This window comes from uncultured Nevskia sp. (assembly GCF_903885465.1).
In the GTDB taxonomy this organism is placed as follows: Bacteria; Pseudomonadota; Gammaproteobacteria; order Nevskiales; family Nevskiaceae; genus Nevskia.
The window spans coordinates 1-26,624 of record NZ_CAISIQ010000073.1 but is presented as its reverse complement, the minus strand read 5'-3'; the positions used below and the strand labels follow the sequence as shown (position 1 = coordinate 26,624).

General features: G+C 65.1%; 16 protein-coding genes. 10 read left to right on the top strand and 6 right to left on the bottom strand.

What is annotated here, in order from left to right; genetic code table 11:
• Positions 1-153: 153 nt before the first annotated feature.
• The 3 genes from QZY06_RS02685 to QZY06_RS02675 form a co-directional block, all read right to left on the bottom strand.
• Positions 154-3,555, bottom strand: a complete 3,402-nt coding sequence (locus tag QZY06_RS02685; RefSeq protein WP_295679840.1) for a choice-of-anchor D domain-containing protein — start codon at positions 3,553-3,555, stop codon at positions 154-156.
• A 342-nt stretch (positions 3,556-3,897) separates the two neighbouring features.
• Positions 3,898-7,062: a S8 family serine peptidase gene (locus QZY06_RS02680; RefSeq protein ID WP_295679838.1), complete on the bottom strand. Its 3,165-nt coding sequence runs from the start codon at positions 7,060-7,062 to the stop codon at positions 3,898-3,900.
• Positions 7,063-7,313: 251 nt separating this feature from the next.
• Complete coding sequence (locus QZY06_RS02675) at positions 7,314-10,559, bottom strand: S8 family serine peptidase (protein WP_295679835.1); 3,246 nt, start codon at positions 10,557-10,559, stop codon at positions 7,314-7,316.
• 281 nt (positions 10,560-10,840) lie between these two features.
• On the opposite strand from QZY06_RS02675, the gene QZY06_RS02670 reads away from it, so the two are divergent.
• On the top strand, positions 10,841-13,639 hold the full coding sequence (locus QZY06_RS02670; RefSeq protein WP_295679832.1) for a winged helix-turn-helix domain-containing protein: 2,799 nt from the start codon (positions 10,841-10,843) through the stop codon (positions 13,637-13,639).
• Positions 13,640-13,642: 3 nt separating this feature from the next.
• On the opposite strand, the gene QZY06_RS02665 is transcribed toward QZY06_RS02670, so the two are convergent.
• The gene (locus tag QZY06_RS02665) at positions 13,643-14,065 is read right to left on the bottom strand and encodes a DUF4398 domain-containing protein (RefSeq protein ID WP_295679829.1); all 423 of its coding nucleotides are present in this window, start codon (positions 14,063-14,065) and stop codon (positions 13,643-13,645) included.
• Positions 14,062-14,457, bottom strand: a complete 396-nt coding sequence (locus QZY06_RS02660; RefSeq protein WP_295679825.1) for a DUF4398 domain-containing protein — start codon at positions 14,455-14,457, stop codon at positions 14,062-14,064. The genes QZY06_RS02665 and QZY06_RS02660 overlap by 4 nt, the downstream gene beginning before the upstream one ends.
• Positions 14,458-14,585: 128 nt before the next feature.
• On the opposite strand from QZY06_RS02660, the gene QZY06_RS02655 reads away from it, so the two are divergent.
• From QZY06_RS02655 to QZY06_RS02630, 6 genes are all read left to right on the top strand, one after another.
• Complete coding sequence (locus tag QZY06_RS02655; RefSeq protein ID WP_295679824.1) at positions 14,586-15,362, top strand: DUF1295 domain-containing protein; 777 nt, start codon at positions 14,586-14,588, stop codon at positions 15,360-15,362.
• A 45-nt stretch (positions 15,363-15,407) separates the two neighbouring features.
• Entirely contained in the window at positions 15,408-16,469 is a 1,062-nt protein-coding gene (locus QZY06_RS02650) for a cyclopropane-fatty-acyl-phospholipid synthase family protein (RefSeq protein ID WP_295679821.1), read from the top strand.
• Positions 16,470-16,748: 279 nt separating this feature from the next.
• Positions 16,749-17,492, top strand: coding sequence for a hypothetical protein (locus QZY06_RS02645; RefSeq protein ID WP_295679819.1), 744 nt, complete (start codon positions 16,749-16,751; stop codon positions 17,490-17,492).
• Positions 17,461-18,810: a thioredoxin family protein gene (locus tag QZY06_RS02640; RefSeq protein WP_295679816.1), complete on the top strand. Its 1,350-nt coding sequence runs from the start codon at positions 17,461-17,463 to the stop codon at positions 18,808-18,810. The genes QZY06_RS02645 and QZY06_RS02640 overlap by 32 nt, the downstream gene beginning before the upstream one ends.
• A 93-nt stretch (positions 18,811-18,903) precedes the next feature.
• Positions 18,904-19,770: a formyltetrahydrofolate deformylase gene (gene purU, locus QZY06_RS02635; RefSeq protein WP_295679813.1), complete on the top strand. Its 867-nt coding sequence runs from the start codon at positions 18,904-18,906 to the stop codon at positions 19,768-19,770.
• 44 nt (positions 19,771-19,814) lie between these two features.
• On the top strand, positions 19,815-20,288 hold the full coding sequence (locus QZY06_RS02630; RefSeq protein WP_295679809.1) for a DUF4442 domain-containing protein: 474 nt from the start codon (positions 19,815-19,817) through the stop codon (positions 20,286-20,288).
• A 55-nt stretch (positions 20,289-20,343) separates the two neighbouring features.
• On the opposite strand, the gene QZY06_RS02625 is transcribed toward QZY06_RS02630, so the two are convergent.
• Positions 20,344-22,002, bottom strand: a complete 1,659-nt coding sequence (locus QZY06_RS02625; RefSeq protein ID WP_295679808.1) for an AMP-binding protein — start codon at positions 22,000-22,002, stop codon at positions 20,344-20,346.
• Between the two features lie 173 nt (positions 22,003-22,175).
• On the opposite strand from QZY06_RS02625, the gene QZY06_RS02620 reads away from it, so the two are divergent.
• From QZY06_RS02620 to QZY06_RS02610, 3 genes are all read left to right on the top strand, one after another.
• Positions 22,176-23,327: an SMP-30/gluconolactonase/LRE family protein gene (locus tag QZY06_RS02620; protein ID WP_295679806.1), complete on the top strand. Its 1,152-nt coding sequence runs from the start codon at positions 22,176-22,178 to the stop codon at positions 23,325-23,327.
• 313 nt (positions 23,328-23,640) lie between these two features.
• Positions 23,641-25,584 carry a DUF1302 domain-containing protein gene (locus tag QZY06_RS02615; RefSeq protein ID WP_295679804.1) on the top strand — a complete coding sequence of 648 codons (1,944 nt, stop codon included), beginning with the start codon at positions 23,641-23,643 and terminating at the stop codon, positions 25,582-25,584.
• Between the two features lie 29 nt (positions 25,585-25,613).
• Positions 25,614-26,624: DUF1329 domain-containing protein (locus QZY06_RS02610; protein WP_295679801.1), on the top strand; the 1,011-nt coding region annotated here is incomplete at its 3' end.

Genomic DNA, 26,624 nt, shown 5'->3' with positions numbered 1-26,624 from the left:
GCGCTGATCCGGCGCGCAGGCGCCGACCGGCCACGAAAAAGGCCCGCCGATTGCCCGGCGAGCCCTAGTGCAGCAAACACGGCTGCGAACCCTTTCCCGTCCGATTCAAGCGATGCAGCCGAGCGATCGTCGCTCGGCTGCATCGCCGTTTTCTCAGACGCCGGTACCACTCAGCTGCACGACCGTCGGGCTGGTCGGTGCATTGGTGGTGATGGTGACGCTGCCTTGGCGCAGGCCGGTTGCGGTGGGCTTAAAGCGCCCGGTGAGCGTGCAGCTTGCGCCCGGTGCGAGGCTGCTCGGGCAGTTGCTGGTGCCGGTGAACTCACTGCCGGTCAGCCGGATCGACTGGATCGTCAACGGTGCAGTACCGCTGCTGGTGATGATCAATCCGCGGTCCGGGCTAGTCGCGCCGATCGCCACATTGCCGAAGTTGAAGCTGCTGACATTGGTGCTGATAGCCGGTGCATTCGGCGAGGCGTCGTCGTTGACGATGGTGCCTACGCCCTGAGCATCGCCGATGGTCAGACCAACCGGGGTCGACAGGTTGACGAAGAACGTCTCGTTCGGCTCGAACGTGGTGTCGCCGTTGACCACGATGCTGACCGTGCGGCTGGTCTGGCCCGGGGAGAACGTGATGGTGCCGGAGCGGCGCACGTAGTCGACGCCCTCGGTGGCCGTGCCGGCGGCGGTTGCGTAGCGCACCGTGGCCGAGGCAGTTGACGCTGCCGACAGCGTCGCCGTGAACGTCGCGTTCACCGTGCCGCTGTTGCCTTCGGTCACGCTCACGTCGTTGATCGACACCACCGGCGTGCCACCGACCGGCGGCGCATTGCAGACCACCGGCGTGACGCTCAGCGAGAACGCACGAACGCTGCCGGTGTCGGCAGGACCGGAGTCCTGTGCCCGCAGCTGCCAGGTGCCATTGGCCGTACGGCCGTCGAAGCTCGACAGCGGACCAGACGGCTTGAAGCTGCCGGTGAACGGCGCCTGGGCAGCGGCCAAGGTCTGGATGGCCGGGCCGGCGCTTTCATCATCGAGCGCGGTCTGGCAGAAGTTGTGGCCGGCGCCGCCTGCATTGCTAATCACCGGCACCACGGTGCCATCCGGCGACACCAGGCTGATCGCCAGATCGGCGACGTAGGTGTGATCGATACCGACGGTCGTCGAACCGACGTCGGTGCTGCAGCTGGCGCCATTGATCTTCAGATTGACGTCGCCGATCGCGCCGGAAACGCCCGATACCGACAGCGGCACGTTGATCGCCGCGCCGTTGTCGGGAATCGCCACCGGCGAGCCGGCGTAAGTGAACGTCGAGGGGCTGCCGAGGCCGCCGGTGCCACTGGCGAAGGCGACCGTCTGCGGGCTGTTGGCGCCGACATAGGTCAGGTTCTGCGAGAAGTTGATCGGGCTGCCGCAGGGGAATGCGGTCTCCACGCGGAACCGGTAAGCCGTGGCATTGCCGGCCGAGGCCGACGGCGCCAGATTCGGATAGGTCGAATTGGCGCTGAGGATGGTCACGCCGGCCGTGGCGCTGCTCAGCGTGCTGTTGATCGACGCCGCGGACGCTGCGCCGATGTTGGTCAGCGGCAGGCTGATCGACCAGGTTTCGTTCGGCTCGATGACGTTGTCGCCATCACCGACGATCTGCGTATAGACCGCCGTGCCGGCCGACAAGAACGGCTGTGGCGTGGCGCCGGCCGCCTGCAGCGCCGGCAGCGGCATGACGATGCCGTAGCCGGTGGTGCGGTCGACGCCCGGGGCTTCGATGTCGATCGCCGTGCTGGTCAGGATGTTGCGGACCTGCACCTGCGTCAGCGACGGCACGCCGGACTTCAGCAGTGCAGCAATCGCCGCGGCATGCGGAGCCGCTGCCGAGGTGCCGAAGAACGGGTTGAAGCCCGGTGCCGAAGTGGACACGCCGTCGGCCGCCGTGATCACCGGCTGCTGGCGGACGACACCACCGGTGGCGGTGCGATTGCCCGGCGTCAGTTCAGTACCGGTCGGGCCGAGGATGATGCGGCGCGGACCATCGGAGCTGAAGCTCTCCGAGGCGTTGCTGGCGGTGAACGCGTTCGGGAACGGGCCCACCGGCGGCACGTTATCGAAACGGATCGGCCCGGCCGGCGTGGCTGCCACGCCATAACCGTTGGCGGTGGCGCTGTGACCACGGGTCACGCCGGAGGTCGACAAGGCTGCAGTGACGGTGCCGCGCAGGGTGCTGAGATGGAACATCGGCGGGCTGCTGGTATTGCCGGCCGCGAAGCGATTGACGACCAGACGCTGGCCGGCACTGATCGGGCTGACGCGTTCATAGGCGCGGTCGTTGCCGCCGGCGCCGTCCTGGCGGTCGGTGCTCGATTTAACGACGCTGGTCATCGTGCTGTTCAGCAGATACAGGTCGTAATCGGTGGATGCCGTGCCGCCGGTCAGATCGTAGTTCTCGGCCCAGATGATCAGCGCGCCTGAACTCGAAGCACCGGTGACCTGTAGCGACTGGCCGCCATCGCCGAAGTTGTGCAGCGGGCCAACCCCGGCCAACGGCGCCGGATTGGCCAGCGTGCTGGCCAGGAAATCACCTTCCCAGGTGCCGGAAGTGTTGTCGGTCTTGTTGCCGGAATTGCCGGCCGACGAGAAATACAGCACGCCGTTCGCGGTGACATCGTTGACGGCCTGGGCAACGGCGCCGTCCTGGAAGACGTTTTCATCGAAATACAGCACGTCGTCGACGATGATGTTGCAGGCACCCTTGGCCGGGTTGCCGAGATCGCGGATGTTCTGGGCGAAGCTCGCTTCGCTGTTGAACGCGGTGGCAAAGCCGAGGCTCGCACCCGGCGCGAGGTCATGGATGATCTCCAGCATCGCCGTGCCTTCGTCGCCGCTGCCGGCCTGGCCGGGCAGCACGGCGACCGCTGGCAGATCGCCGCTGGCCTGCGAGGCCGCCAGCGAGTTGACGCCATCGGACAGCGCACAAACCTTGACGCCAGCACCGGTGGCGCCAAACGAGCTGCGGGCCTGATCGGCCGCGTGGGCCTTGTCGCCTTCCGACACGTTGACCACATTGGTCAGTGCTTCCACCGCTTCCTGCACCCGCGTGACCTGCTTGAGCCCGGCCACGGTCATCAGATCGCCGAGCTGGAGCTTGGCGCGGATGGTCCTGTATTCGACGGCAGTGGACTTCGGCGCCAGCAGCACGGCGCCGATTTCCGACAGCTTGCGCAGCACCACGGCCGCGTCCTCGCGATCGGTGATGCCGATGTCGACGCTGATGCGGCCATCCTTGCCGGCCTTCAGATACTGGTATTCCGGCAACTGGGCCAGCCGCACATCGCTGCGCTGCTTGAGCATGGCCATGAACAGCGCAGAGTCCAGCTTGTCCTCGATCGCCGATTTCGCGTTCTTGATCTGCTGCAGCACCGCGATCTGCGACTGTGCACTGGCCTGCATCGTCATCGGCGCCTGTTGCGCCTGTGCCGCGCCGGACAGCAGCCCTGCGGCCAGCAATGTTGCCCCCAGCAGGCGGGGCGCAGGCCCGGCCCGATCTTTCTGTTGTGTCATGAGTGACTCCCCGTTATCGATTGTTGCCGCGCGGCGATCAGGCACGCGTGGCAGGCAAGGTTCAGAACTTTTTGGATGCAGTGATTGCAACGCTGGCCGGACGGGGTCCCATTCCCCGCCAGCAAGCGAATTCCTTCGACAGATGGTCCGATCCTAATGCGCTGCGGGCCGATTGGTCGCGCATGGGGCCTGTTCACACTATTGGATCGATTCCGTTGGCCGGCGAACTGCATTGCCGGCCAACGGAGCATCCCGCGGGCCGGCAATGAAGTCCTGACGGATTTCCGACTATTTCCGTCGGCTGGCCGAAAGCCTCACTGAATCGTTGCTGTGCGGGCGATATCAGATGCCGGTGCCGGACAGCTGGATCACCGTCGGGCTGTCAGGCGCGTTGGAGGTGATCGTCACCGAACCCGGACGTGCGCCGGTTGCGGTCGGCTTGAAAGTGCCGGTCAGGGCACAGGTGGCGCCGGGTGCCAGCGACCTCGGGCAGTTGCTGGTGCCGTTGTAATCGCCGCTCAGACGGATGCCGGTGATCAACAATGGCGCGGTGCCGGTGCTGGTGATCACCAGGGCGCGCTGCGGGCTCGATGTACCGACCCTGACGCTGCCGAAATTGAAGCTGCGCGTCTGCACGCCGATACCTGGAACACCGGCCGCGGTGTCGTCATTGACGATGGTGCCGATGCCCTGCGTGCGGCTGATGGTTGCGCCGCTTGGCGCGCTCAGATTGACGAAGAAGGTTTCGTTCGGCTCGATAGTGGTATCGCCTTTGATGGTGACCGCCACCGTCCGCGTAACCTGCCCAGCCGCGAAACTTGCCGTGCCGCTGGCGGCGACATAGTCACTGCCGGAGCTTGCCGTGCCGTTGGCGGTGGCATAGCTCACGGTCACGTTGCCCTGCGCCGCTGCGGACAGGCTCAGCGTGAACGTCGCGGTGCTGGTGCCGCTGTTGCCTTCGTTGACCTGCACATCGTTGATCGAGATCGACGGCAACGGCACCGGGATTTCGATGGTGTCAGTGAACGGCTGCGAGGCCTGGCCTGCATTGTTCCGGAACTGGACCGCAACCGTCTTGACGCCCGGTGCACTCGGCAAGGTCACGGTCTTGCTGGTCGCATACGGCTCCCAGGCTTCGCTGTCGAGCACGCCATCGGCGGCCACGCGCATGTCGAGAATGCCGGTCTGCGGATCGTTCGCCGACAGGCTCAGCGTCACCTGCGGGCTGGTGGTGGTGGCGGCGCCATTGTTGATGCTCACCGAGCCGGTCGGCGCCGTGGTGTCGTTGTAGACGGTGTAGCCGCCGAAGCCACCGATCTTGCTGGTGACCACGATGCCGGCGTAGCCGTTGACGGCCGGGGTGAACGAGACCGCTTCGGCAATGCCGGTGCCGCCGGAACTGGAAACCGCAGCGGACGAACGCGGGCGTACCCAGGTACCAGCATCGGTCGTCGAGGTGAAGGCCAGCAGTTCCAGATCGTTGAAGCCGGTGGGCACCACACGGACGTACTGAGTGACACCCGCAGTGACGGCCGCGTCGTAGATGCGCAGCACGTGGGTGCCATCCATCACGTCGTTCAGGGTGCTGCCGAGCACGATGCCGGGATTCGACAACTCGATGCGGTAGCGGCCGGTGCCCGTGCCGAAGATGCTGGCCTGCGGATAGTCGACGCCCAGAGCGCGACGGCCCGAGTTGTTGTCCTGGGCAATGACGTCGATGGTGCCGGCGCCGGTTGCGCTGGAACCGAGGAAGCCGTTGCCGATGCCGAGGTCATACAACTGCAGGTCGACGTCGAGACCGGCGTTGTCAGGACGGATCGCGACGGCCGACCAGTAATTGCGATTGACGGTGTAGTTGTAGCCATGGGCGATCGGTCGCGGCTGGCGGTACTCACGCGGCACGAAATCGGTCAGCGTGACGTTGTTGAGATTGGCTGCGGCCAGCACGTTGATCCGCGGCTTGACCCGGTTGCCGGCACCAGCGCGGGTATCGGTGATCGATTTGCCGCTGTTCAGCAGCAGGGCGCGGGTATCGGCCACCGAGCGGTTCTGCTGCGACTGCAGCAGTGCCCAGGCACCGGCCACATGCGGCGTCGCCATCGAGGTGCCGCTCTTGATGCCGAAGGCATTGGTCGGCACCGACGAGGTGATGTTGCTGCCCGGCGCGAACATGTCGAGGTAGTTGACGCTGTTCGAATAGCTGGCAACCGTGTCGTCCTTGTTGGTTGCGCCAACGACCACCGCCGAGGAAATGCAGCCCGGGGTGCTGACCGCATCGGTGTAGCCGTCGTTGCCGGCGGCAATCACGGTGGCGATGCCGGCGGCACGCAGGTTGTCGATGATCGGCTTGCGTGAGTCGCTATCGCAGAAACCGGTGTTGCGGCCTCCGCCCAGGCTCATGTTGGCGGCGGCGATCGAGTAGTTGAAGCGCTGGCTGTAGACGTATTCCAGCGCGGCCACCTGATCGTCGGTACGCGACAGGGCGCAGGGGCTGCTCAGGCCGAAGTTGGTGCAGTCGGTGCCGGTGAACTGGGTGAAGACCTGGATCGGCATCACCCGGGCGCTGCGCGCGATGCCTTCGAGCGAAGTGAAACCGGACTGCGAGGCACCCGTGGCGATGCCGGCAACGTGGCTGCCGTGGCTGCAAGCCGAGGGCGCAAAGGTGCAGGCCGCTGCCGCGCCCGCGCCGGTTTGCCGCGTGGTGCCGTTCGGGCAATTGCCGTTGCCGGAATAGCAGGACTCGGCCACGAAAGAGCGCAGGAACGGATGGTTGCGATCAATACCGGTATCGAGCACCGCAACCACCCAGCCCGAGCCGCTGACGCCGCGCTCGAGAAGATCGGCGGAGCCGACGATCGGGCCGCTGTCGGCGAGATCCGGTGCCGACAGTTCCACTTCCTGGATGTCAGCCACCACCGGCAGATTGGCCAGCAGTTCCAGTGCTCGGGCATCGAGCTTCATCGACAACTGCGGCACGTACTGGTAGCGGTACAGAAGCTTGTGATCGCGGCCGTCCAGCGCTGCGATCACCGCATCCTGCAGCCGTGCGATCTGGCCACGCTGGCTGCTCGCCTCGGTATCGGAAAGCAGTCCTTCCGGCGTCATCAGCATCTTCAGCGTGACGATGACGTCGACCGGCCCGCGCGCCGCCTTTTCGACGAGACGCCCGAGCCCCGCACGATCGACAGCCCGGAGCCGGAAATCCGAAACCTTGAGCTTGGTGTCACTGGCCAGCTGCGCCGCGGAAACCGGGAAGCCGGGACGATCGGCTGCAGTTGCATAGGGCCCGACATAGGGCGCATTGGTCTTGTCATCGGCCCGGATGCCGCGCAGATCACGCAGCACTTCCGGAAGCTCGATGACCCGGGTTTCGCCCGGCTTGACCAAAGGCTCGGTGGGAATCGGCGTGGCCGGCACGCCTCCGGCCGCAAACGCGGCAGCGCTGATGCCGCTGGCAGCCAACATCACGGCCAGCTGGCGGAATCGAAACGGATTGATGAATTGCATTGTTTTGCCCCCTTTGAATTGACGACATGGCCAGCGGCTGCCGCTGTACTTGATCGATGTGCTGGTGCACGCAGCGCCGGTGCGGCCAAGTTTGTTTGCAGCACTCATCGTCCCGATGGTCACCAGGTCACAACTGCGACTCGAATCTGCGGGCTTTTGTCGGCCAGCTCACAAGACTTCGATCGAATTCGACGATCGATCCGAAACCTCCCGGTCCCCTGGACTCGGGAGGCTTGTTGCCGTTGCTGGAATCAGCTGCCGGTGCCAGACAACTGGATCACCGTCGGGCTGTCCGGCGCGTTGGAGGTGATCGTCACCGAGCCGGGACGAGGACCGATCGCAGTCGGCTTGAAGCTGCCGGTCAGGGCGCAGGTGGCGCCGGGGGCCAGCGATCTCGGGCAGTTGCTGCTGCCGGCGTAGTCGCCGCTCAGACGGATCGAGGTGATCACCAGCGGGGCGTTGCCGCTGCTGGTGATCACCAGCGAACGCTGCACGCTCGATTGCCCGACCTTGACGCTGCCGAAGTTGAAGCTGCGGATTTGCACGCGGATGCCGGGGGTGCCGGCGGCGCTGTCATCGTTGACGATGGTGGCGGTGCCCTGAGCCTTGGCCAGCACGCCGCCGCGCGGGTTGCTCAGATTGACGACGAAGGTCTCGTCCGGCTCGCTGCGGGTATCGCTGTTGATGGTCACGCCGAAGGTGCGCGTGGTGCTGCCGGCGGCGATGGTCAGCGTGCCGCTGGCCGCGACGTAATCTCCATCGGCGACAGTGGCGGTGCCGTTGGCGGTTGCATAGTTGATTGATACGGCGCTGCTCGGCGCTCGGTCCAGGCTCACCGTGAACAGCGCCACCGTGGTGCCGCTGTTGCCTTCGGCGATGCGTACGTCGTTGATCGAGATCGACGGCGTGGCATTGACGGTGATGCTGTCGACATAGATCGACGACGGCTGGAAGGCGCGATTGCGGTACTGCACGGCAACGGTCGCAACACCGCTGCTGACCGGGAGCGTCAGCGGCGTGTTGGTGCTGGACGTGGTGTAGGCCTGCCAGGCACCGAAGTTCACGCCATCGGCAGCGATACGAAAGCTGTCGATGCCGGTCTCGGCGTCGCTGGCGTTCAGATTCAGTGTCACGTCCCGGCTGTCGGTGCTGGCGGCATCGTTGTTGATCGTGAACGTGCCGACCGGCGCGCTGACGTCGCGATAGATCGTGTAGAAGCTGCCGCTGCCGGATTTCCGGGTCAGCACGATGCCGGCATAGCCATCGACATCGACGGTGAACGTCAGCGCTTCATCGCCGCCGGCACCGGTCACGCTGCTGACCGCAGCGGCGGATTGCCGGCCGCGCTGCCAGGTCGAGGCATCGTTGCTCGACGTGAACGCCAGCAGTTCGTAGTCGGCGTCGCCGGCGGCCTGCACGCGAACGTATTGCGGCTGTCCGGCTTGCACCGACAGGTCATAGATCTGTACCACCGAATCGGCGGGGAACAGCGCGAAGACGTTGTTGCCAAGCACGCCGTTATCGTTCTTTGCGTACTCGATGACATAGCGGCTGGCGAGGCCGCCGAGCAGGCTGGCTTCGACTCTGTCGGTGCCGATCGGCCGCCGGCCGTTGTTGTGGTCCTGGGCAATGATCTGGATGTCGCCGGCCGCCGTGCTGCTGCTGGTCAGCGGCGTCACCGTGCTGTCACCGACGACAGTGCCCTGATCCTCGTACAGCTTCAGGCCGAGATTGGTGGCGGACGAGACCGGACGCGCAGCGACAGCCGACCAGTAGCGCCGCGTGCTCAGATAGTCATAGGCATGGCGATTCGGCGACGGCTCGCGGCGATTGCGCGGCACGCCGGGTTCCAGCCTCACCACATCGAGCCCCGCGGCCGGCGGCAGGAAGATGCGCCGGTAGAGCCTGAGGCCACCGGACGGCAGCGACACGCTGCCCACCACCGGGCCGCTGTTCTGCAGAGCGCTGAGATTCTGGCTGACGGTGTTGCCTGGCCTAGCGTCCCGAAGCAGCGAAAACGCACCGGCGACATGCGGGGCCGCCATCGAGGTGCCGGATTTCGCGCAGTACGCCAGACCCGGGCAGGACGAGACGATGTTGCTGCCGGGCGCGAACAGCTTCACGTCCTTCGAGCGGTTCGAGTAGAAGGCGACGGTGTCGTCCTTGTTGGTGGCGGCGACGCTGATCGCGGTCGAGATGCAGCCCGGTGTCGACAGGCCGTCGGTATTGCCATCGTTGCCGGCCGAAATCACCGTGGCGATGTTGACCGAGCGCAGCGTGTCGATGATCGGCTTCAGGCTGTTGCTGTCGCAGGGCTCGGACGAGTAGCCGCTGCCGAGACTCATGTTGGCCGCCGCGATCCGGTAGTTGTTGCGCTGGTCGTAGACGTACTGCAGTGCCGCGATCTGGTCGCTGGAGTAGGAACGCGCGTCGTTTCCACCGGTCACCGGGTAGCGCGAGAACACCTGGATCGGCATCAGCCGGGTATCCGGTGCGACGCCATCCATCGAGGTCGAACCGAGCCGCGCAGCGCCGACCGCGATGCCTGCCACATGGGTGCCGTGATCGCAGGCGTCGGTGTAGGGGCCACTGGAGTAGGTGCACTTGCTGGCAGCGCCTTCGCCGGTCTGCGAGGTCTGCCCGTTCGGGCAGTTCTTCTTGCTGGAGAAGCAGGCCTCGGCGACGAAGCCGCGCAGGAACGGATGGCCGCGATCGATGCCGGTATCGAGTACCGCGACGACGCCGGAGTAATCGCCATTGCCACCCTTGATGCCGAGATCCTGGATGTCGGCGGCGCCGATGAGCGGCACCGAATCGGCCAGCATCGGGCTGGACAGGCGGTCTTCCTGGATGGCGGCCACGTCCGGCAGCCGGGCCAGCAGGTCGAGCACGGCCGGCGAGGCGTCGAAGGCCAGCATTGGTACCACGCGGTACTGCTGCCGGATCTCGATCTTGTGAGCCCGCAGCACATCGAGCACGCGCGCCTGCAGCGCAGCGATCTCATCCTGCTGCCGCTGCGCCAGGGCCGCGCCGAGCAGGCCTTCGGGTGTCAGCAGCATTTTCAGAGTCACGATCACCGGCACCTTGCCGTCGCGCTGGGCGACGGCCTGCAGTTTCGACAGCGCGGCGGCATCCGGCATGCGACTGCGGAAATCGGTCGCGGCGAGCAGCTTGTCGGTGGCCAGTTGGGCGGCGCTCAGCGGCCAGGGATCGGGCCGCGCGCCCTGCGGCTGGACGATGGCGGTGCCCTTCAGGTCCGGCTCGGCGCCGCGCAGATTGCGCAGGCTGTCCGGCAGGATCAGTTCGCCCCGGTCGCCGATCAACTGGTAACCGCGCTGTTCGAGCGCGGCCTTGCCGGCGTCGCTGAGCGGCGTGTCGATCACCGCCCCGGCGGTGAAGCTGAGTGTCGCGGCGGCCCCGATCAGCCAGCGGCCGAGGTGGGGAAGGAACGCGGCCCTGGCCGAACGGCCGGCCTGATGGTTCTGATGCTTGAGCATGCTGCGGGTCTCCCGGATGACGGGCGGGCCCATCCAGAAAGGGCCGGCCGAGGTGTGTGGGCGCGGTGCCTTGCGCCGGCAGCACGGTGTCGCGGCGGGGCCGGGAAAGCCTGAAGAATTTCTGAAAGATTCCTGAAATCGCAGATCTGCCGGGCCTTGCCGTGCAGCCGGTCACCAATTCCGGGGGCGGGCACCCCGGACGTGACGGGCGGACGGCGATCCGGCAAGCTTTCGGCCCCGCCGTTCCTGCCCTTCTCCGTCCCCCGTTTCCGCGCTGCGCGATGACTGAGCCGACCCACTCCGCAGCCACGCCGGACCCGGCCGCCAGCCCCGATTTCCGCATCTGGCATTTCGCCACGGCGGTGTTCGATGAGCGCAGCCAGGAACTGCGCGTTGCCGGCCGCCTGGCCGAGCTGGAGCGCAAGCCGACCGAGCTGCTCCGGCATCTGCTGCGCCATGCCGGCGAAGTGGTGACCCGCGAGGAACTGCTCGAAGCGGTCTGGCCCGGCCGGATCGCCACCGAGGCCTCGCTGGCCAAGGCGGTCAGCCGGGTTCGTCAGGAACTCGGCGACAGCGAGCAGACGCTGATCCGCACCATCCACGGCTACGGCTACCGGCTGGTCGCCGAAGTGCGGATCGAGCGCCCGGAGGCGGAGCGCGAAGCCCGGACCTTGCCGCGCCGTTTCAATCTCCATCCCGGCATGGCCGTGCCCGAGCGGCCGCTGTGGCAGCTGCGCGAACACCTGGCCAGCGGTGGGCAGGGCGAGGTCTGGCTCGCCGAGCAGCCGAAGAGCGGCGAACGCCGGGTGCTGAAGTTCGCGGTCGACGCCAGCGGTCTCCTGGCGCTGAAGCGCGAGATCACGCTCTATCGGCTGCTGCGTGAAGCGGTCGGGCCGGCGGCGCGCTGCGTGCGCTTGATCGACTGGAATCTGGAAACCGAGCCGTTCTTCACCGAATCCGAGCACATCGGCGCTGGCAGCTTCGTCGATTGGGCCGCCGGGCGCGGCGGACTCGCGGCGATCCCGCTGGCCGTGCGTCTGGAACTACTTGCCCAGGCCGCCGAAGCGCTGGCCGCCGCGCACAGCGTGGGCGTGCTGCATCGGGACCTGAAGCCGGCGAACCTGCTGATCGACGACAGCGATCCGACAGCGCCGCAGGTGCGCCTGGCCGATCTCGGCAGCGGCGGCTTGCTGGAACCGACGGCGCTCGACCGCTACGCGATCACCCGTATCGGCCTGACCCAGTCCCTGCTCGACAGCAGCGATAGCGGCACCCTGGCCTACCGCGCGCCAGAACTGCTCGCCGGCCAGCTGGCGACCGCGCGCGCCGACATCCACGCGCTCGGCGTCATGCTCTATCAATGCATGGTGGGCGATTTCACCCGGCCGATGGCGGTCGGCTGGGAAGCCGATGTCGACGATCCGGTGCTCCGCGCCGACATCGCCCAGGCCGCGGCGGGTAATCCGGCGCTGCGTCTGGCCGATGCCGCCGAGTTCGCGCATCGGCTGCGCAGTCTCGACGCCCGCCGCGCGCAATGGCAGGACGACGAGGCACGCCGGGCTGCTGCCGAGCAGCAGCGTCTGGAAAACCAGCGGCTGAAAGCGCGACGCTTCTGGCTGCGGGCAACCGTGGCGGTGCTGCTGACCGGCCTCGGTGCCAGCCTGTGGCTGTATCGCGGTGCCGAGCAGGCGCGCCATCGGGCGGAGGCTGCGGCCGAAACCGCCGAAGCGGTCACCGGCTATTTCACCGACGATCTGATCGACGTCGCCGCCAGCAACGACGCCAAGGCGCTGACCGTCGATCAGCTGTTCGTGAAGCTGGCCGAAGGCGCCGACGAACGCCTGGTCGGCCAGCCGGCGGTCGAGGCACGGGTGCGCACCGCGCTGGCCTTCGTGCTGGTCTATTTGAGCAACGCCGACAGCCAGTCGGCGGCGCAGATTCGCAAGGCTTTCGACAAGGTCGTGGAACTCGCCGCTACCGATCCCGCCAGCGCCTGGCGAACGCTGAACGAGATCGTCTACAGCGACTTCACCCGGGCACTGTCGGACGACGGCGTGCGGCAGTTCGCCAACTTGCTCGACCGTCTCGAAGCCCGGCTGAGCGGCGATCCGGATTTCGATCGCGACGCCTTGGCCGCGCTGCGCATCAAGCTGGCCTTCGAACTGGGCGGCTACCGCAACGATGCCGTGGCCGGCCTGCGCCTGCTCGATGGCCTGCGTCCGCGTCTAACGCCAGATTCCGACAACGCTTTCGACGAGCGCATCGTCCGCGCCAAGCTGCTGTCGTTGACCGGCAAACCGCGCGACGCGGTGGCGCTGTACCGCGCGATGCTACCGTCGGCCGGGCAGGAAGACGGCTGGCGCGGCTGGCTGGGCCTGTCCTACGTCAAGGCCGAACTCGGGGCTCAGCTGATCGACCTCGGCGAACTCGATGAAGCCGCTGCCCAGCTTGCCGATTACGCCGAACTGGTCGGCCAGACCAAGCTCGACGACAGCATGCCGGCGATGAAGGCGCGCTTCCTGATCGGCCAGCTGCGCATCGCCCAGGGGCGCAGCGCCGAAGCCGCGGCACTGCTCGAACCGATGCTCGCGCAGGCGCACAGCAGAGTGGCCAACAGCTGGGAAGCGCTGGCGCCGAAACTGGCCGAGAACGGCAGCCTGCTGGTCGATGCCGCGCTGCTGGCCGGACGCCCTGCCGAGGCGCTCGCCGCCTCGATCCAGAGCCTCGACGATGCCCACCTCGCCAGCCAGCGGACCGGCGACGGCGGGCGCACGGCTTCGGCGACGCTGGTCGCGCTGCGGCACGCCGATGCACTGATCGCCAACGGTCAACTGGCGCCTGCCCATCAAACGCTCGACGGCCTGAACGCCGCAGCGCTCGACCCTTTCGGCCCGGACAATCTGTGGCGCGCCGAGCGCCTGCGCATCGAAGCCGCATTGGCGCTGGCCGAAGGCAATCGTGCCCTGGCTAATGACAGGCTCGATGCCGCGGAGAAGATGCTGCTGAGCGTCTACACGCCGCAGAGCTGGCGGCTCGCGCGGCTGCAGGCGCTGCGCGAGCGGCTGGCTGCAGCGAGCTAATTCTCAGCGCGTACTGGCCGGCTTCAGCGCATCCCGCTGCTTGCGCAGCGACTCGTACTCGGCTTCCAGTGCCCGCTGTTCGGCCACCGTCGTTGCGTACTCGGCCTTGCGTTCAGCCACGTAGAGCAGGCCGGGTCCGTTGATCTTGTCGTGCTGGCTGCTGTCGGCTTTCTGCAGCGCCGCTTCGGCCACGGCGAGCTCGTCCGGCACGCGCGCTGCCAGCGCTGGATCGCTGCGCAGGGTCAGCAGGCTGGCGCGGATGCGAGCGACGGCAGCGGTGGAAGGCTCGACACCTGGCGTCGGCGCTTCGGCAGCCGGCGAGAAGGTGGGCAGGCCGTTCGATGACAAGCGCAAGCCGCCGCAAGCCGACAGTCCCAGCAGGCTGCCGAGCACGATCAGAGATAAATGCAGGCGAGCCGGCTTCATGGCGTGGCTCCCGGGTTCGGCGATTGCAGCGTCTCGATCTCGCGCTTCAGCGACATGGTGAGTGCCGCGAGGCGGGAGCGCTCGGCGCGAGCGATGCCGAGCTCGGCATCGGCTTTGGCCTGAGCGGCATACCAGCGCGAGGTGATCTCGGTTTCCTTGTTGCCGCTGGCGGCGCGGGCGCGGGCCAGATTGTCGCGGGCGGCTTTCCAGGACACCGAGTCGTAATCGCTGATGCGGGCGCGTTCGGCGCGGGCGACGGCGGTTTCGGCATCGGCCAGCGATTCGCCGGGCTTGGCGTTGCGGCCGCTGCAGGCGGCCAGACTCAGCACCACCAGCAGCATCGCCGAGGCGACGCCGAGGCGGCTGGAATGAAGTTGAGCGTTATCGATCATCGTTCGGTTCTTGTTGTGGTTCTTCGGGACTAGGTTGCGCCGTTGTTGCCTGGGGTCATCCGAATCAGCCCCTGCGCCGTAAACTCGCATGCATTGCACTGACCCGTGTATTTCGATCACTCGATCTGATGACCCCAGCATTCGCTGCAATCTCCGGCCTCGCCATCGTCGCCTTGGTACTCGCCCTAGTCTGGGCGATCCAGCTCAAAACCCGCAATGCAGGGATGGTCGACCCGGTGTGGTCGTGGAGCCTGGGCTTCCTGGCCATCTGGTACGCAAGTTTCGGGACTGCCCCGGCCGAGACCCGGCTGCTGCTCGGCCTGCTCGGCGGGCTTTGGGGCTTTCGTCTCGGCACCCATCTGTATTTCCGCAATGCCGGCAAGCCCGAAGACGCGCGTTACGCGAAGTTTCGCCGCGAATGGGCCGATTCGGTAAACGTGAAGATGTTCGGCTTCTTCCAGTTCCAGGCGCTGATCGCCTGGCTGCTGTCGGTCGGCTTTCTGGTCGTCGCGTTTCGCGATGGCAACGCCAGTGTCCCCTTGATGGGACTGGGCGTGGCGATCTGGGTCATCGCGGTCGCCGGTGAAGGCATCGCCGACTGGCAGATGGAACGCTTCAAGGCGGACCCGTCGACCAAGGGCCAGGTCTGCCAGCGCGGCCTGTGGCGCTACTCGCGGCACCCGAACTATTTTTTCGAATCGATGCACTGGCTGGCCTACGTGCCGCTGGCGATCGGCACCGGCCTGTGGTGGGTGGCAATCATTCCTGCCGCGATCATGGCCTGGCTGCTGCTGAAGATGTCCGGTGTGCCGATCCTCGAAGCGCACATGGTCCAGTCGCGCCCCGCTTATGCCGACTACATGCGCACCACCAGCATGTTCATTCCCTGGCCGCCGAAGTCCTGAAACTGCGTCGCCGCTGCCGTACTTCACTCCCCCACTGATTCCAGCATGAACGTCATCGATTTCTGCGAGAAAGGCCTGATCCCGGATTCCCTGTCGCGCTGGGGCATGCGGCAGCTGATGAAGCGGCGGCTGGTCGACGAGGCCAACCAGGATGGCGAGGTGCGCAGCCAGCGCTACAACGCCTTTCTCGACGAGCTGCGCGGCAGCCCGATCGCGGTCGAAACCGGCGCTGCCAACGAGCAGCATTACGAGGTGCCGGCAGCGTTCTTCCACGCCCATCTCGGGCCGCGGCTGAAGTATTCCTGCTGCCTGTATCCCACCGGCAATGAAACGCTCGGCGAAGCCAGTGACGCGATGCTTGAGCTGTACGCCGAACGCGCCGAACTGCGCGATGGCATGCGCATTCTCGATCTTGGCTGCGGCTGGGGTTCCCTGAGCTTGTGGCTGGCCGAGAAGTATCCGAATTCGCAGATCGTCGGCCTGTCGAATTCGCACGGTCAGCGCGAGTACATCGAGGCCCGCGCCAAGGAGCGCGGCTTCGCCAATCTGACCATCATCACCGGCAACATTGTCAGCCACGAGTTTCCGGCGACGGCGCAGACCACCGGCGCGCTGATCGAATCCGGCTTCGATCGGGTGATGTCGATCGAGATGTTCGAGCACATGAAGAACTACGGCCTGCTGCTGGAGAAGATCAGCCGCTGGATGAAGCCGGACGCCAAGCTGTTCGTGCACATCTTCGTCCACAAGCTGCTCGCCTATCACTTCGAGGTGAAGGGCGAGGACGACTGGATGTCCAAGTACTTCTTCACCGGCGGCACCATGCCCAGCGAGAACCTGCTGCTGAACTTTCAGGATCACGTCGCGCTGCAGCGCCAGTGGTGGGTCGACGGCCGGCACTACGAGAAGACCTCGAACCAGTGGCTGGCCGGCATGGACGCCCACAAGGACGAGATCCTGAAGATCTTCGAAGCCGGCTACGGCAAGCAGCAGGCGCCGATCTGGGTGCAGCGGTGGCGGATGTTCTACATGGCCGTGGCCGAGCTGTTCGGCTACGCCGAAGGCAACGAATGGGGCGTCGGCCACTATCTGTTCACCAAGCGCTGAGCTCGATCAATATTGATGCGGCCCCTTGGTGTTGAACGTGGACCCGGCGTTCGATTCAGGATCTGCGTCATCTGTGAAGTGCCGAAGGTGCCGCATCAATAAAAAATCAATGGTTTCTAGTTATTGAGGCGGCATTTCTGCACCTGTTGGCGAGATCATCCGGTCGGACTCGGTGCGCTCGCGTTCAATATCAATATGCCGACTCAATAACTTCACGGCAGCGGAATTCGGCGTCGCCCGCGCGGTCCCATCAGCACTTCTCTGGAAACCCTGCTTGCCATGAAAACCGTCGCTGCCTTGTTGCTTTTCGCGGCCGTGGCTACGGCTGCCGCTGCGCCGGTCGATCATCGCTTTCGGGGCTATGCCTACGATCTGAAAACCGACAAGTACCTGTACACCGAAGTGCACCGCCAGAAGCTGGACGGCCTGCGCTGGATCGACGGCGCGATCAACTACTTCGATCCGGCCGGCAACAAGATCGCCACCAAGACGCTGGATCTCACCAAGGACCCGCTGATTCCGGTCTTCAAGCTGGAAATCTTCAAGGAGCACTACGTCGAAGCGATCACCGATGTCGAAGCTGATCGCTACACGATGCTGAAGACTTCCGATGGCAAGACCCAGACCAAGGTCATCACCAAGACACCGGGCATGGGCGCGGATTCCGGCTTCCACAGCGCCATCGTCGCCAGCTTCGACAAGCTGCAGGCCGGCGAGACGATGAAGTTCCAGTTCGGCGTTGCCGGCCAGCTCGATACCTACAGCTTCCGCTGCAGGAAAGTGGGCGACACCACCTTCGAAGGCAAGCCGGCGATCAAGCTGCTGGTGGAGCCGGATTCGCTGCTGCGGCTGTTCGTCGACAGACTCGATCTGACTTACGAAGTGAAAACACGGTATCTGCTGGAGTATCGCGGCGTCTCGAACATGCACGATCCGGCGACAGGCAAGGCCTACAATGTCCGCATCGTTTACACGGACACGCCGCCGAAAGATGCGCCTGCCAATCTTCCGCCGCTGGAATAACGCGCTTCTCGTCACCCTGCTGCTGGTCGTCGCCCCGGCCCAGAACGCCGCGCGCGCTGACGACAGCAACACCGCCGTCGAGGACGCCCTGAAGCTGGCCGCCTCGCGGCAAGCGCCAGTGATCGTCGATTTCTATGCGCCCTGGTGCTACTCCTGCTACTTCATGGCCAAGCACGTGAAGACCGGCCCGGAGTGGACGGCCCTGGAGAAGAAGGCCGTGATCGTCGAGCTGGATGCCGACTCGCCAGCCGGTGCGCGCTGGATGCAGCAATGGACGGTCAGGGGTCTGCCCAGCTACATCGTGCTCGATGCCAGTGGCCAGGAACTCGGCCGCATTCCGCTGGAACGCACACGCGCCCAGTTCTATCCCGAGATCGCCGCGATCATCGCGCGCGGCAGCGATCTGGATCAGCGCAAGCGCCAGGTCAAGGACGACGGCAAGGCTTCGCTTATCGCAGCACGCAGCGTGCTGCAGGCCTATGCCGCGCGCGCCGATGTCGATGGCGCAAACGATTGGCTGAACACGCTTCCGGCCGCTGCCCGCAAGGCGGTCGATCAGGATGCCGACGCTGCGCTGTGGCAGTCACGGCTCGCCTTGCGCAAGGCGTCAGTTGCGAAGGACGCCGCTGCCTGTGCTGCCGCTGCACCTGCCGTGCTGGCAGGCGATCTGGGCTGCGATCGCGCCTACGAACTCGATCGTGCGATGCAGTGCACCGCCAGCCTGCCGGCCGGCGAGCAGCAGAAGCTGTACGCCGCGCAGCAGCCGGTGATGAATGCACTGCTCGCCAAGCGGGTATTCATCGCCACACCGAGCTGCGCCGACGCCCGCAGCCTGATCACCACGACTGCCGATCTGGCCGCCACGCTCGGTGATACAAAGCGCGAAGCCGCCGTACTCGAGCAGGCGATCGCCGATGCCGAGCGTCGCCTCGGTGGCGCCAAGAAACTCGATCTCAAGCGTGACCGCAATCTGGCCGACAACCTGCGCCTGTATCTCGATCTCGCCAAGCGTTACGAAGCGCTGGATGCGCTGTTCCCGAAGCTCATCGCCGCCTACCCGGACGATTACGTCTACGCGTTCCGCTACGGCCGCAACCTGATCGAGCGCGGCGAGCCTGAGAAAGCGCTGCCCTGGCTCGCGCAAGCGGCACCTAAGGCTTACGGCCTGAACCGGCTCACGGTCGCGCAGTACCGCGCCGATGCGTTGATCAAGCTCGGCCGTCGCGATGAAGCCAAGGTCGTCGTTGCCGAAGCGCTGAAAGCCAACGGCCCGTTTTTCCCGGAGCAGGTCGCCAAGCTCAAGGCCGCCGTGGCGTAGGCCTGCCGTAAATCGGGCCTCGCCCGACGGCCGAACTCGCGAAGTCGGACTGAAGTCCGACCCACCAGACAAGTACCAGAAACCCGATTCACCATGAACCCTGAAACCATTGCCCGCCTGCTGATCCGCTGTGACGACAAGCCCGGTATCGTCGCCGCCGCGACCACCTTCCTGTACCACCACGGTGCCAACATCACCGAGCTGGATCAGCACTCGACCAGTCCGTCCGATGGCCAGCTGTTCATGCGTCTGGAGTTCCAGACGCCGGCGATCGACCTGCCGCGCGCCGCACTCGAGCGGGCCTTCGCCGACACCGTCGCCGCCCAGTACCAGATGAACTGGCGGATGAGCTACGCGGCCGACAAGCCGCGTCTGGCGATCATGGTGTCCGCGCACGACCACGCGGCGATGGAACTGCTGTGGCGCTGGCAGCGCGGCGAACTGCGCGTCGACATTCCCTGCGTGATCTCCAATCACGAAGCACTGCGCAAGGCCGTGGAAGGCTTCGGCGTGCCGTTCCATCAAGTGCCGTTCGAGACCGCGACGCGTGCCGATGCCGAAGCTGCGATGCAGAAGATCCTCGTCGACGTGAAAGCGGACTTCATCGTGCTGGCGCGCTACATGCGCATTCTCAGCGGTGACTTCGCAGCGGCCTGGCCATCGAAGATCATCAACATCCACCACTCGTTCCTGCCGGCCTTCGTCGGTGCCGATCCGTATCGGCAAGCCTACGAGCGCGGCGTCAAGATCATCGGCGCGACGGCGCATTACGTCACTGCCGATCTCGATCAGGGCCCGATCATCGAGCAGGACGTGGCTCGCGTTTCGCATTCCGAAGGTATCGACGAACTGCGCCGCCTCGGTCGCGATCTCGAGCGCCAGGTGCTGGCGCGCGCGGTGCGCTGGCATGTCGAGGACCGGATCATCGTCGATGGCAACAAGACCGTGGTGTTCAACTAGTGGCCAGCGTGGCGGCAAAAGCCGCGGATCTTTTCTCGAAGCTGATGTACAGCAACGCGACCGTGTTCCGCCGCGCGATGAACCTGTACCGGCCGTTCCTCGGCGCCGGCATCCAGATCAGCCACGTGTCGAAGGATTTCCGCGAGATCGATGTGGTGCTGAAAAAGCTGCCGGGCAACGGCAATGCTTTCGGCACTCACTTCGGCGGCAGCCTGTACGCGATGGTCGATCCGTTCTACGTGCTGATGTTCGTCGCCGTGCTCGGTGAGGGTTATCTGGTCTGGGACAAGTCGGCGCGCATCGAATTCCTGCGCCCGGGCAAGGGCACGGTCAGCGCGAAATTCCGCTTGAGCGAGGCCGATATCGCGGCGGCGAAGGAAGCGACGGCGACCGGTGCGAAGTATCTGCCGGTGTTCCAGGTCGAAGTTCTGGACGCGAAAGGCGAACTTGTCGCGAAGGTCGAGAAGGAGTTGTACATCCGCCGCAAGCCGGAACGGAAGGCCAAGCCTTCAGCCTGATGAAGCCATACAAAAAAGCCCTGTTTCCAGGGCTTTTTGTTCAATCAGCTCAACCTCACTCTTCCCAATAGACCTTGGTCTTGCGATCGGCTTCGAGCTTGCCGAGCAGTTCCAGATAGCGTTTCTCGATTTCGTTGCGACGCACTTTCATGGTTGGCGTCATCAGGCTGTTGTCGATCGTCCAGGCATCCTTGGTGACGACGATCTTGCAGATTTCCTCGTGCGGCTCCAGGGTCGCGTTGACCGACTTCATCGTCGCGATCAACCCGGCTTCGATCTGCTCGCGCGGCAGCTTGCGGGCATCGGCGTTCAGCGACAGCACCAGCATCGGCTGGTACAGGCCGGTGCCGACCAGACACATCTGCTCGACCGCCGTGTTGGTGCCGAACTTGCCCTCGATCGGCGCCGGGCTGACGTATTTGCCCTTCAGCGTCTTGAAGATCTCCTTCACGCGGCCGGTGATGAACAGATAGCCGTCGCTGTCGATGTGGCCCTTGTCGCCGGTGCGCAGCCAGCCATCGGCGGTGAACAGTTCGGCGGTCTTCTCCGGATCCTTGTAGTAGCCCGGCGTGTTGCCCGGATGCTTGCACTGGATCTCGCCGTCTTCGGCGATGCGCAGGCCGGCGTCGATGTAGGGCTTGCCGATCGAGCCGACCTTGTTCTGACCCGGCAGATTGAGGCTGGCGTAGATCGAGTTCTCGGTCATGCCGTAGCCCTGCAGCACGTCGATGCCGAGCTTGGCGAACCATTCGATGATCGGCCGCGGCAAGGGTGCTGCGCCGGAAATCACCAGCCAGGCGCGGTCCAGCCCAAGGCCCTTGCGGATCTTGCGGCGGATGAAGCCGGAGACGATCGGGATCGACAAGAGCAGATCGATCTTGGCCTGCGGCAGCTTCTTCAGGATGCCGCCCTGGACGCGGCTGTAGACCAGCGGCACGCCGTAGAAGCGTGTCGGGCGAACCATCGCCAGGGTCTGCGGCAGCTTTTCCAGTTCTTCGAGAAAGTGCACCTGCGCGGGCAGATAGAGGCTGGCCGTTTCGACCGCGCCGCGCTCGAAGGCATGAGCCAGCGGCAGATAGGACAGGAAGTGTTCGCCACTGGCGACCGGCGGCTGATCGCGCAGAACGCCGGCAACGGTGAATGCCAGATTGGCCGCGGTGATGATCACGCCCTTCGGATTGCCGGTGGTGCCGGAGGTGTAGATCAAGCTCCAGACCTCATCCGCGCCGCGTTCCACCGGTGTTGCCAGGGGCTTGTTGGCCGCGATCAGCTGATCCCAGTTCTGCGCGCACTCGGCAACGCCGGGATAGGGCAGCGCGATGCGGACGACCTCGGCCGGCAACGCGCCGAGAAAGCCGGCGGCATCCGGCATCGGGCCGATGAACGCGGCCTTGATGCCGGCATGGCCGGCGATGAAGCGCACGGCGTCCTCGCTCTGCTTCGGATACAGGCCCACGCCGATCAGGCCGGCAAGGCCGCAAGCGAAATCGGCCATGAACCAGTGCGCGTTGTTCATCCCGGTGAGGCCGACCGCATCGCCCGGCTTCAGGCCCATCGCGATCAGCGCCGAGGCCATGCGCCTGGCCTGCTCGGCCACTTCGGCCCAGGTGTAGCTGCGCCAGATGCCGTTCACCGGCTGGTGCAGATAGGGCTCGTTCGGCGTTTCGGCGGCACGCTTGAGGAGCTGTTGCACCGGGTTCGGCAGCTGGGACATGGGCGGTTTCTCGCGGTTGGGTACAGTTGTGCGCGGAGATGCTAACAAACGGATCGCGCTGACGTTTCAGGCACAAATCGCCAGCGCGAGCTGACCATCGGCGCTGGCTGTGACGCGCAGGTGATCCATGAAACCATGTGACTCGACCTGTCTGCCCGATTCTGGAAGTCCTGATGAAAAAGCTGTTGATCGCCGTACTGCTGGGCCTCGTCCTCGCGCTGCTCTTTCTGTGGCTTAAGCCCACCAACGTCGATCCGGTGGCTTGGGCGGCGCCGGTCGCGCCGAAGCTCGAGGGTCCTTATGCGCCGAACACGATTCTCAAGGACGCACAGCGTCTGTTGCTCGGCGTGGGTCAGGGTCCGGAAGGCGTTGCCGTCGACGCCAGCGGCGCGGTCTATGTCGGCTACGAGGACGGCCGCATCGTGCGCCTGGCGCCGGAGGGCGATCGTTATCGCGAAGTCGCCAATACCGGGGGCCGGCCTCTGGGCATGGTTGCCGAAGCCGATGGCAGCCTGCTGGTGGCCGACGCGAGCCGCGGCTTGCTGAGCATTGATCCGAAGGGCGTGATCATTCCGCTGAGCCAGAGTGCCGGCGGTGTGCCGCTGGGCTTCACCGATGATGTCGACCATCTTGCCGGCGACACGCTGGCGTTCTTCACCGACGCCTCGACGAAGTTCCCGAATCCGTATTACCTGCTCGACATGTTCGAACATCGCCCGCATGGCCGGGTGATCATGCAGGACCTCGCCAAGCAGCAGTCCGCGGTACTGCTCGAGAATCTGTACTTCGCCAATGGCATCGCCGTGGGTCCCGATGGCGAGTGGCTGCTGGTGGCCGAGACCGGCGCCTATCGGATCACCCGCTTCTGGTTGAAGGGACCGAAGGCGGGCACACGCGAAGTGTTCGTCGACAATCTGCCGGGCTTCCCGGACAACCTCAGTTTCAATGGCCGCGATCGCATCTGGGTCGCGCTGCCCAGCGTGCGTGATCCGGCGCTCGATGCCCTGAGCCAATGGCCCAGCGTACGCAGGATGCTGGCCAATCTGCCGACGCCGATCCAGAACCTGCTCGGCATTCACGGCACCCCGCATGCCTTCGTGCTCGGCTTCGATCTTGACGGCAAGCTGATCGCCAATCTGCAGTACCGGGCCGACGATGCTTACGCGCCGATCATGAGTGTCGAAGAGCATGGGCCGTGGCTCTACTTTGGCTCTCTATCGGAGTCTTCGATCGCACGTCTGCCACTCCAATTCGCAGTCCCTGGCAGCGATGCACCCCCGCCAGGTTGGGAGCAGACGCCGGCTCAACCGACGCTCGCTGAATAGCGCCGAAATGAACGTCATGTCGACTCCTATCGAATGAGGTGTCGAGTCTTCGTTGAACAGCCTGTGTAGCCTTTCACAAGACCTTCACAAAGTATCTTGCTGAAGCTTGCTGGCCCACGGATTGCGTTGTTGCAATTGGTCTTTTTCACTCGTATACGTAGTCGCACCAAGCCTGATTCCAGTTCGGAACAGGGGCGGTTGGTATCGCCTGTCAACACGGTGCAAAGCCGGGAACAGGCGGTCGACAACTAACGGCTAAAGCCGGACGACGCTGCCCCGCGAGCAGCGCCGCAAGCGAGAGGAGATGACAGCGATGATTCACGATCCCGTGAAGGTGGTGGCGTGCCCGCGTGCGTCGTTCAGGCGGAAGACTCCAGTGGTGATCATGGCGGCTGCCATGACGATGCTGGCAGCGCTCCCGGCCTCAGCATTCCAGTTTGAACTCGGCCCGATCCAGGGCAATCTCGACAACACCATTTCCTACGGCGCGCTGTGGCGCGCGCAGGGACGCTCCGACAGTCTCGTCGGCATCGCCAATGGCGGCTCCGCGCGTTCGGTGAATGGTGATGACGGCAATCTGAACTACGACGCTGGCGACATCGTCAACCAGGTCTTTCGCGCGACTCACGAATTGGAGTTGAAGTACGGCAGCGACCTCAGCCTGTTCGTTCGCGGATCAGAATTCTTCGATCTTCAGGTGGCCCAGGATCTCGATAATTTCGGCGGCCGCGGCCGTGACCGCCTGCAGATGCAATACGAATTGCTCGATGCCTTCCTCAGCTTCAGCAGCAAGCCGTTCGGCAATCGCAGCACCAATATCCGCATCGGCAACCAGGTGATCAACTGGGGCGAGTCGACGTTCATCCAGAACGGCATCAACGCCACCAACCCGCTCGACATCCTGCGCCTGCGCGCACCAGGTGCGGAACTGCGCGAAGCGCTGCGGCCGACGCCGATGCTGTCGTTCTCGCAGGAGCTGACCGACGCGGTGACCCTGGAAGCCTACGTCCAGGCACGTTTCGACAATTTCCTGCTTGACCCGCGCGGCTCGTATTTCTCGACCACCGACATCGCCAGCGATGACGGCAATCGCGCGGTGGTGACCTTCGGCCGTCGCGATGACGATTTCAGCGGCAATCCGCTGCCGCCGAACAACCCGCTGTATCCGACCTCGCAGCAGCTTGGCCTCGGGCCGTTCGATCCGGCGGCCAGTGTCTGGGTCGGCCGCACCGGCGTCCGTGATCGTCCGAATGGCTTCGGCCAGTTCGGTGTCGCCACGCGCTATCTGGCCGACTGGCTCGGTTCCACCGAGTTCGGTGCCTATTACCTGCGCTACCACTCGCGGGCGCCGTTGGTCTCCGCGCTGAAATCGACGAACCCGAATCCGGGCAGCGGTACCACCTCGGTGCTGACGCCGACGCCGCTCGGTGCGATCAGTGGCCAGAACGGCAGTGCCGCGTACTTCCTCGAGTACCCGAAAAACATCGATCTGTTCGGGCTGTCGTTCAACACCCAGTTGCCGAACGGCATGGCGCTGCAGGGCGAGTACACCTATCGCCCGAATCTGCCCTTGCAGCGCGGTGCCACCGAACTGCTGATCGCCGCTCTCAATCTGCCATCGAACTTCGCACCCAACCCGGCCGACATCGCCGCCGGTGCCGAGATCCGCGGCTGGCAGCGCGTCAAGGCGCATCAGATCCAGACCACGGCGACGCAGGTGGTGCCGACCGTCCTCGGCGCGCAGCAGCTCGCGCTGGTCGGTGAGGTGGGCTACACCTTCCTCGATCTGCCCAGCGGCGTGCTGTTCGATGGTCCGGGCACGGCACTGCCAGCGCTGCAGGCGGCCGCCAATGCGGCGGCCGGTGGTTCGACCCAGCACGGTGGCTACGCAACCCAGAGCTCCTGGGGTTATCGCGCCGTGGCCCGCCTGGATTACCTGAGCCTGATCGGCGCCATCAACGTGTCGCCACGCGCGGTGTTCTCGCATGACGTCAAGGGTGTCAGCCCAACCTTCAACGAAGGCGCGCAGGCAGCCACCGTCGGTGTGAACTTCAGCTACCAGCAGGTCTACACGGTGGACGTCTCGTACACCTCGTTCTTCGGCGGCCGCAACTACTGCGGTGCCGACGATCAGACCAATCCGGCGCTGGCCGGCAGCAACGGCGCCGCCGCGGGTCAGCGTGCCGACTACTGCACGGCAGCCAATCCTCTGAAGGATCGCGATTTCATCGCGCTGACGATGACCTACGCGTTCTGAAGACCAGGAGCCCCAACATGAAAAGAACCATGAAACTGATGCGTATCACCACGCCGCTCGTCGCTATCGCCTTCGCTGCGACGACCGCGTTTTCGGCCTCGGCCCAGGAGCTGACCGTGATGGGTGCCGACACTGGCGCCAATCCGGCCGGCACCATTCCGGCGTGGACCGGCGAAGTCCTCAAGGCACCGGCCGGCTTCAAGCCGGGCATCCTCTATCCGGATCCGTTTGCCTCGGAGAAGCCGACCCTGGTCATCACCGCCGCCAATGCCGAAGAGCACAAGGCGAACCTGACCCCAGGCCAGCTGGCGACGTTCAAGAAGTACCCGACCTACAAGATCAACGTCTACCCGACGCATCGCACCGGCCTCTATCCGAAGGGCTATTACGACGAGACCAAGGGCAATGCCGGCAAGGCCAAGCTGTCGGACTCCGGCAATGGCGTGCTCGGCGTCAACGGCGGCCTGCCGTTCCCGGCGCCGAAGAACGGCAACGAAGCGATCTGGAATGCACTGACCCGCTATCGCGGCGAAACCTACGAGACCGACAACGTCCAGCTGGCTGTGACGCGTGGCGGCGACTACACGCCGGTGCGTTTCCAGTACCAGCTCGACTTCCAGTTCGGTTCGCTGAACAAGAAGCCGTCCGAGCGCACCGACAATCTGCTGTTCTACTTCCTGCAGCGCATCGTGGCACCTGCGCGTCTCGCCGGTTCGGTGCTGCTGGTGCATGAGCCGCTGGATCAGACCAAGGTGTTCCGCTCGGCCTGGACCTACAACCCGGGCCAGCGCCGCGTGCGTCAGGCGCCGAACGTCGCTTACGACAATCCGGGCACGGCCGCCGATGGCCTGCGCACCAACGATGATTTCAACATCTTCAATGGCGCGACCGATCGCTACGATTTCGAGCTGGTCGGCAAGAAGGAAATCTACATTCCGTACAACAGCTACAAGCTGTCGAGCGGCGCCAAGCTGGAAGACGTGACTCGCCCGGGCCATCTCAATCCTGATCTGGTGCGCAACGAGCTGCACCGCGTCTGG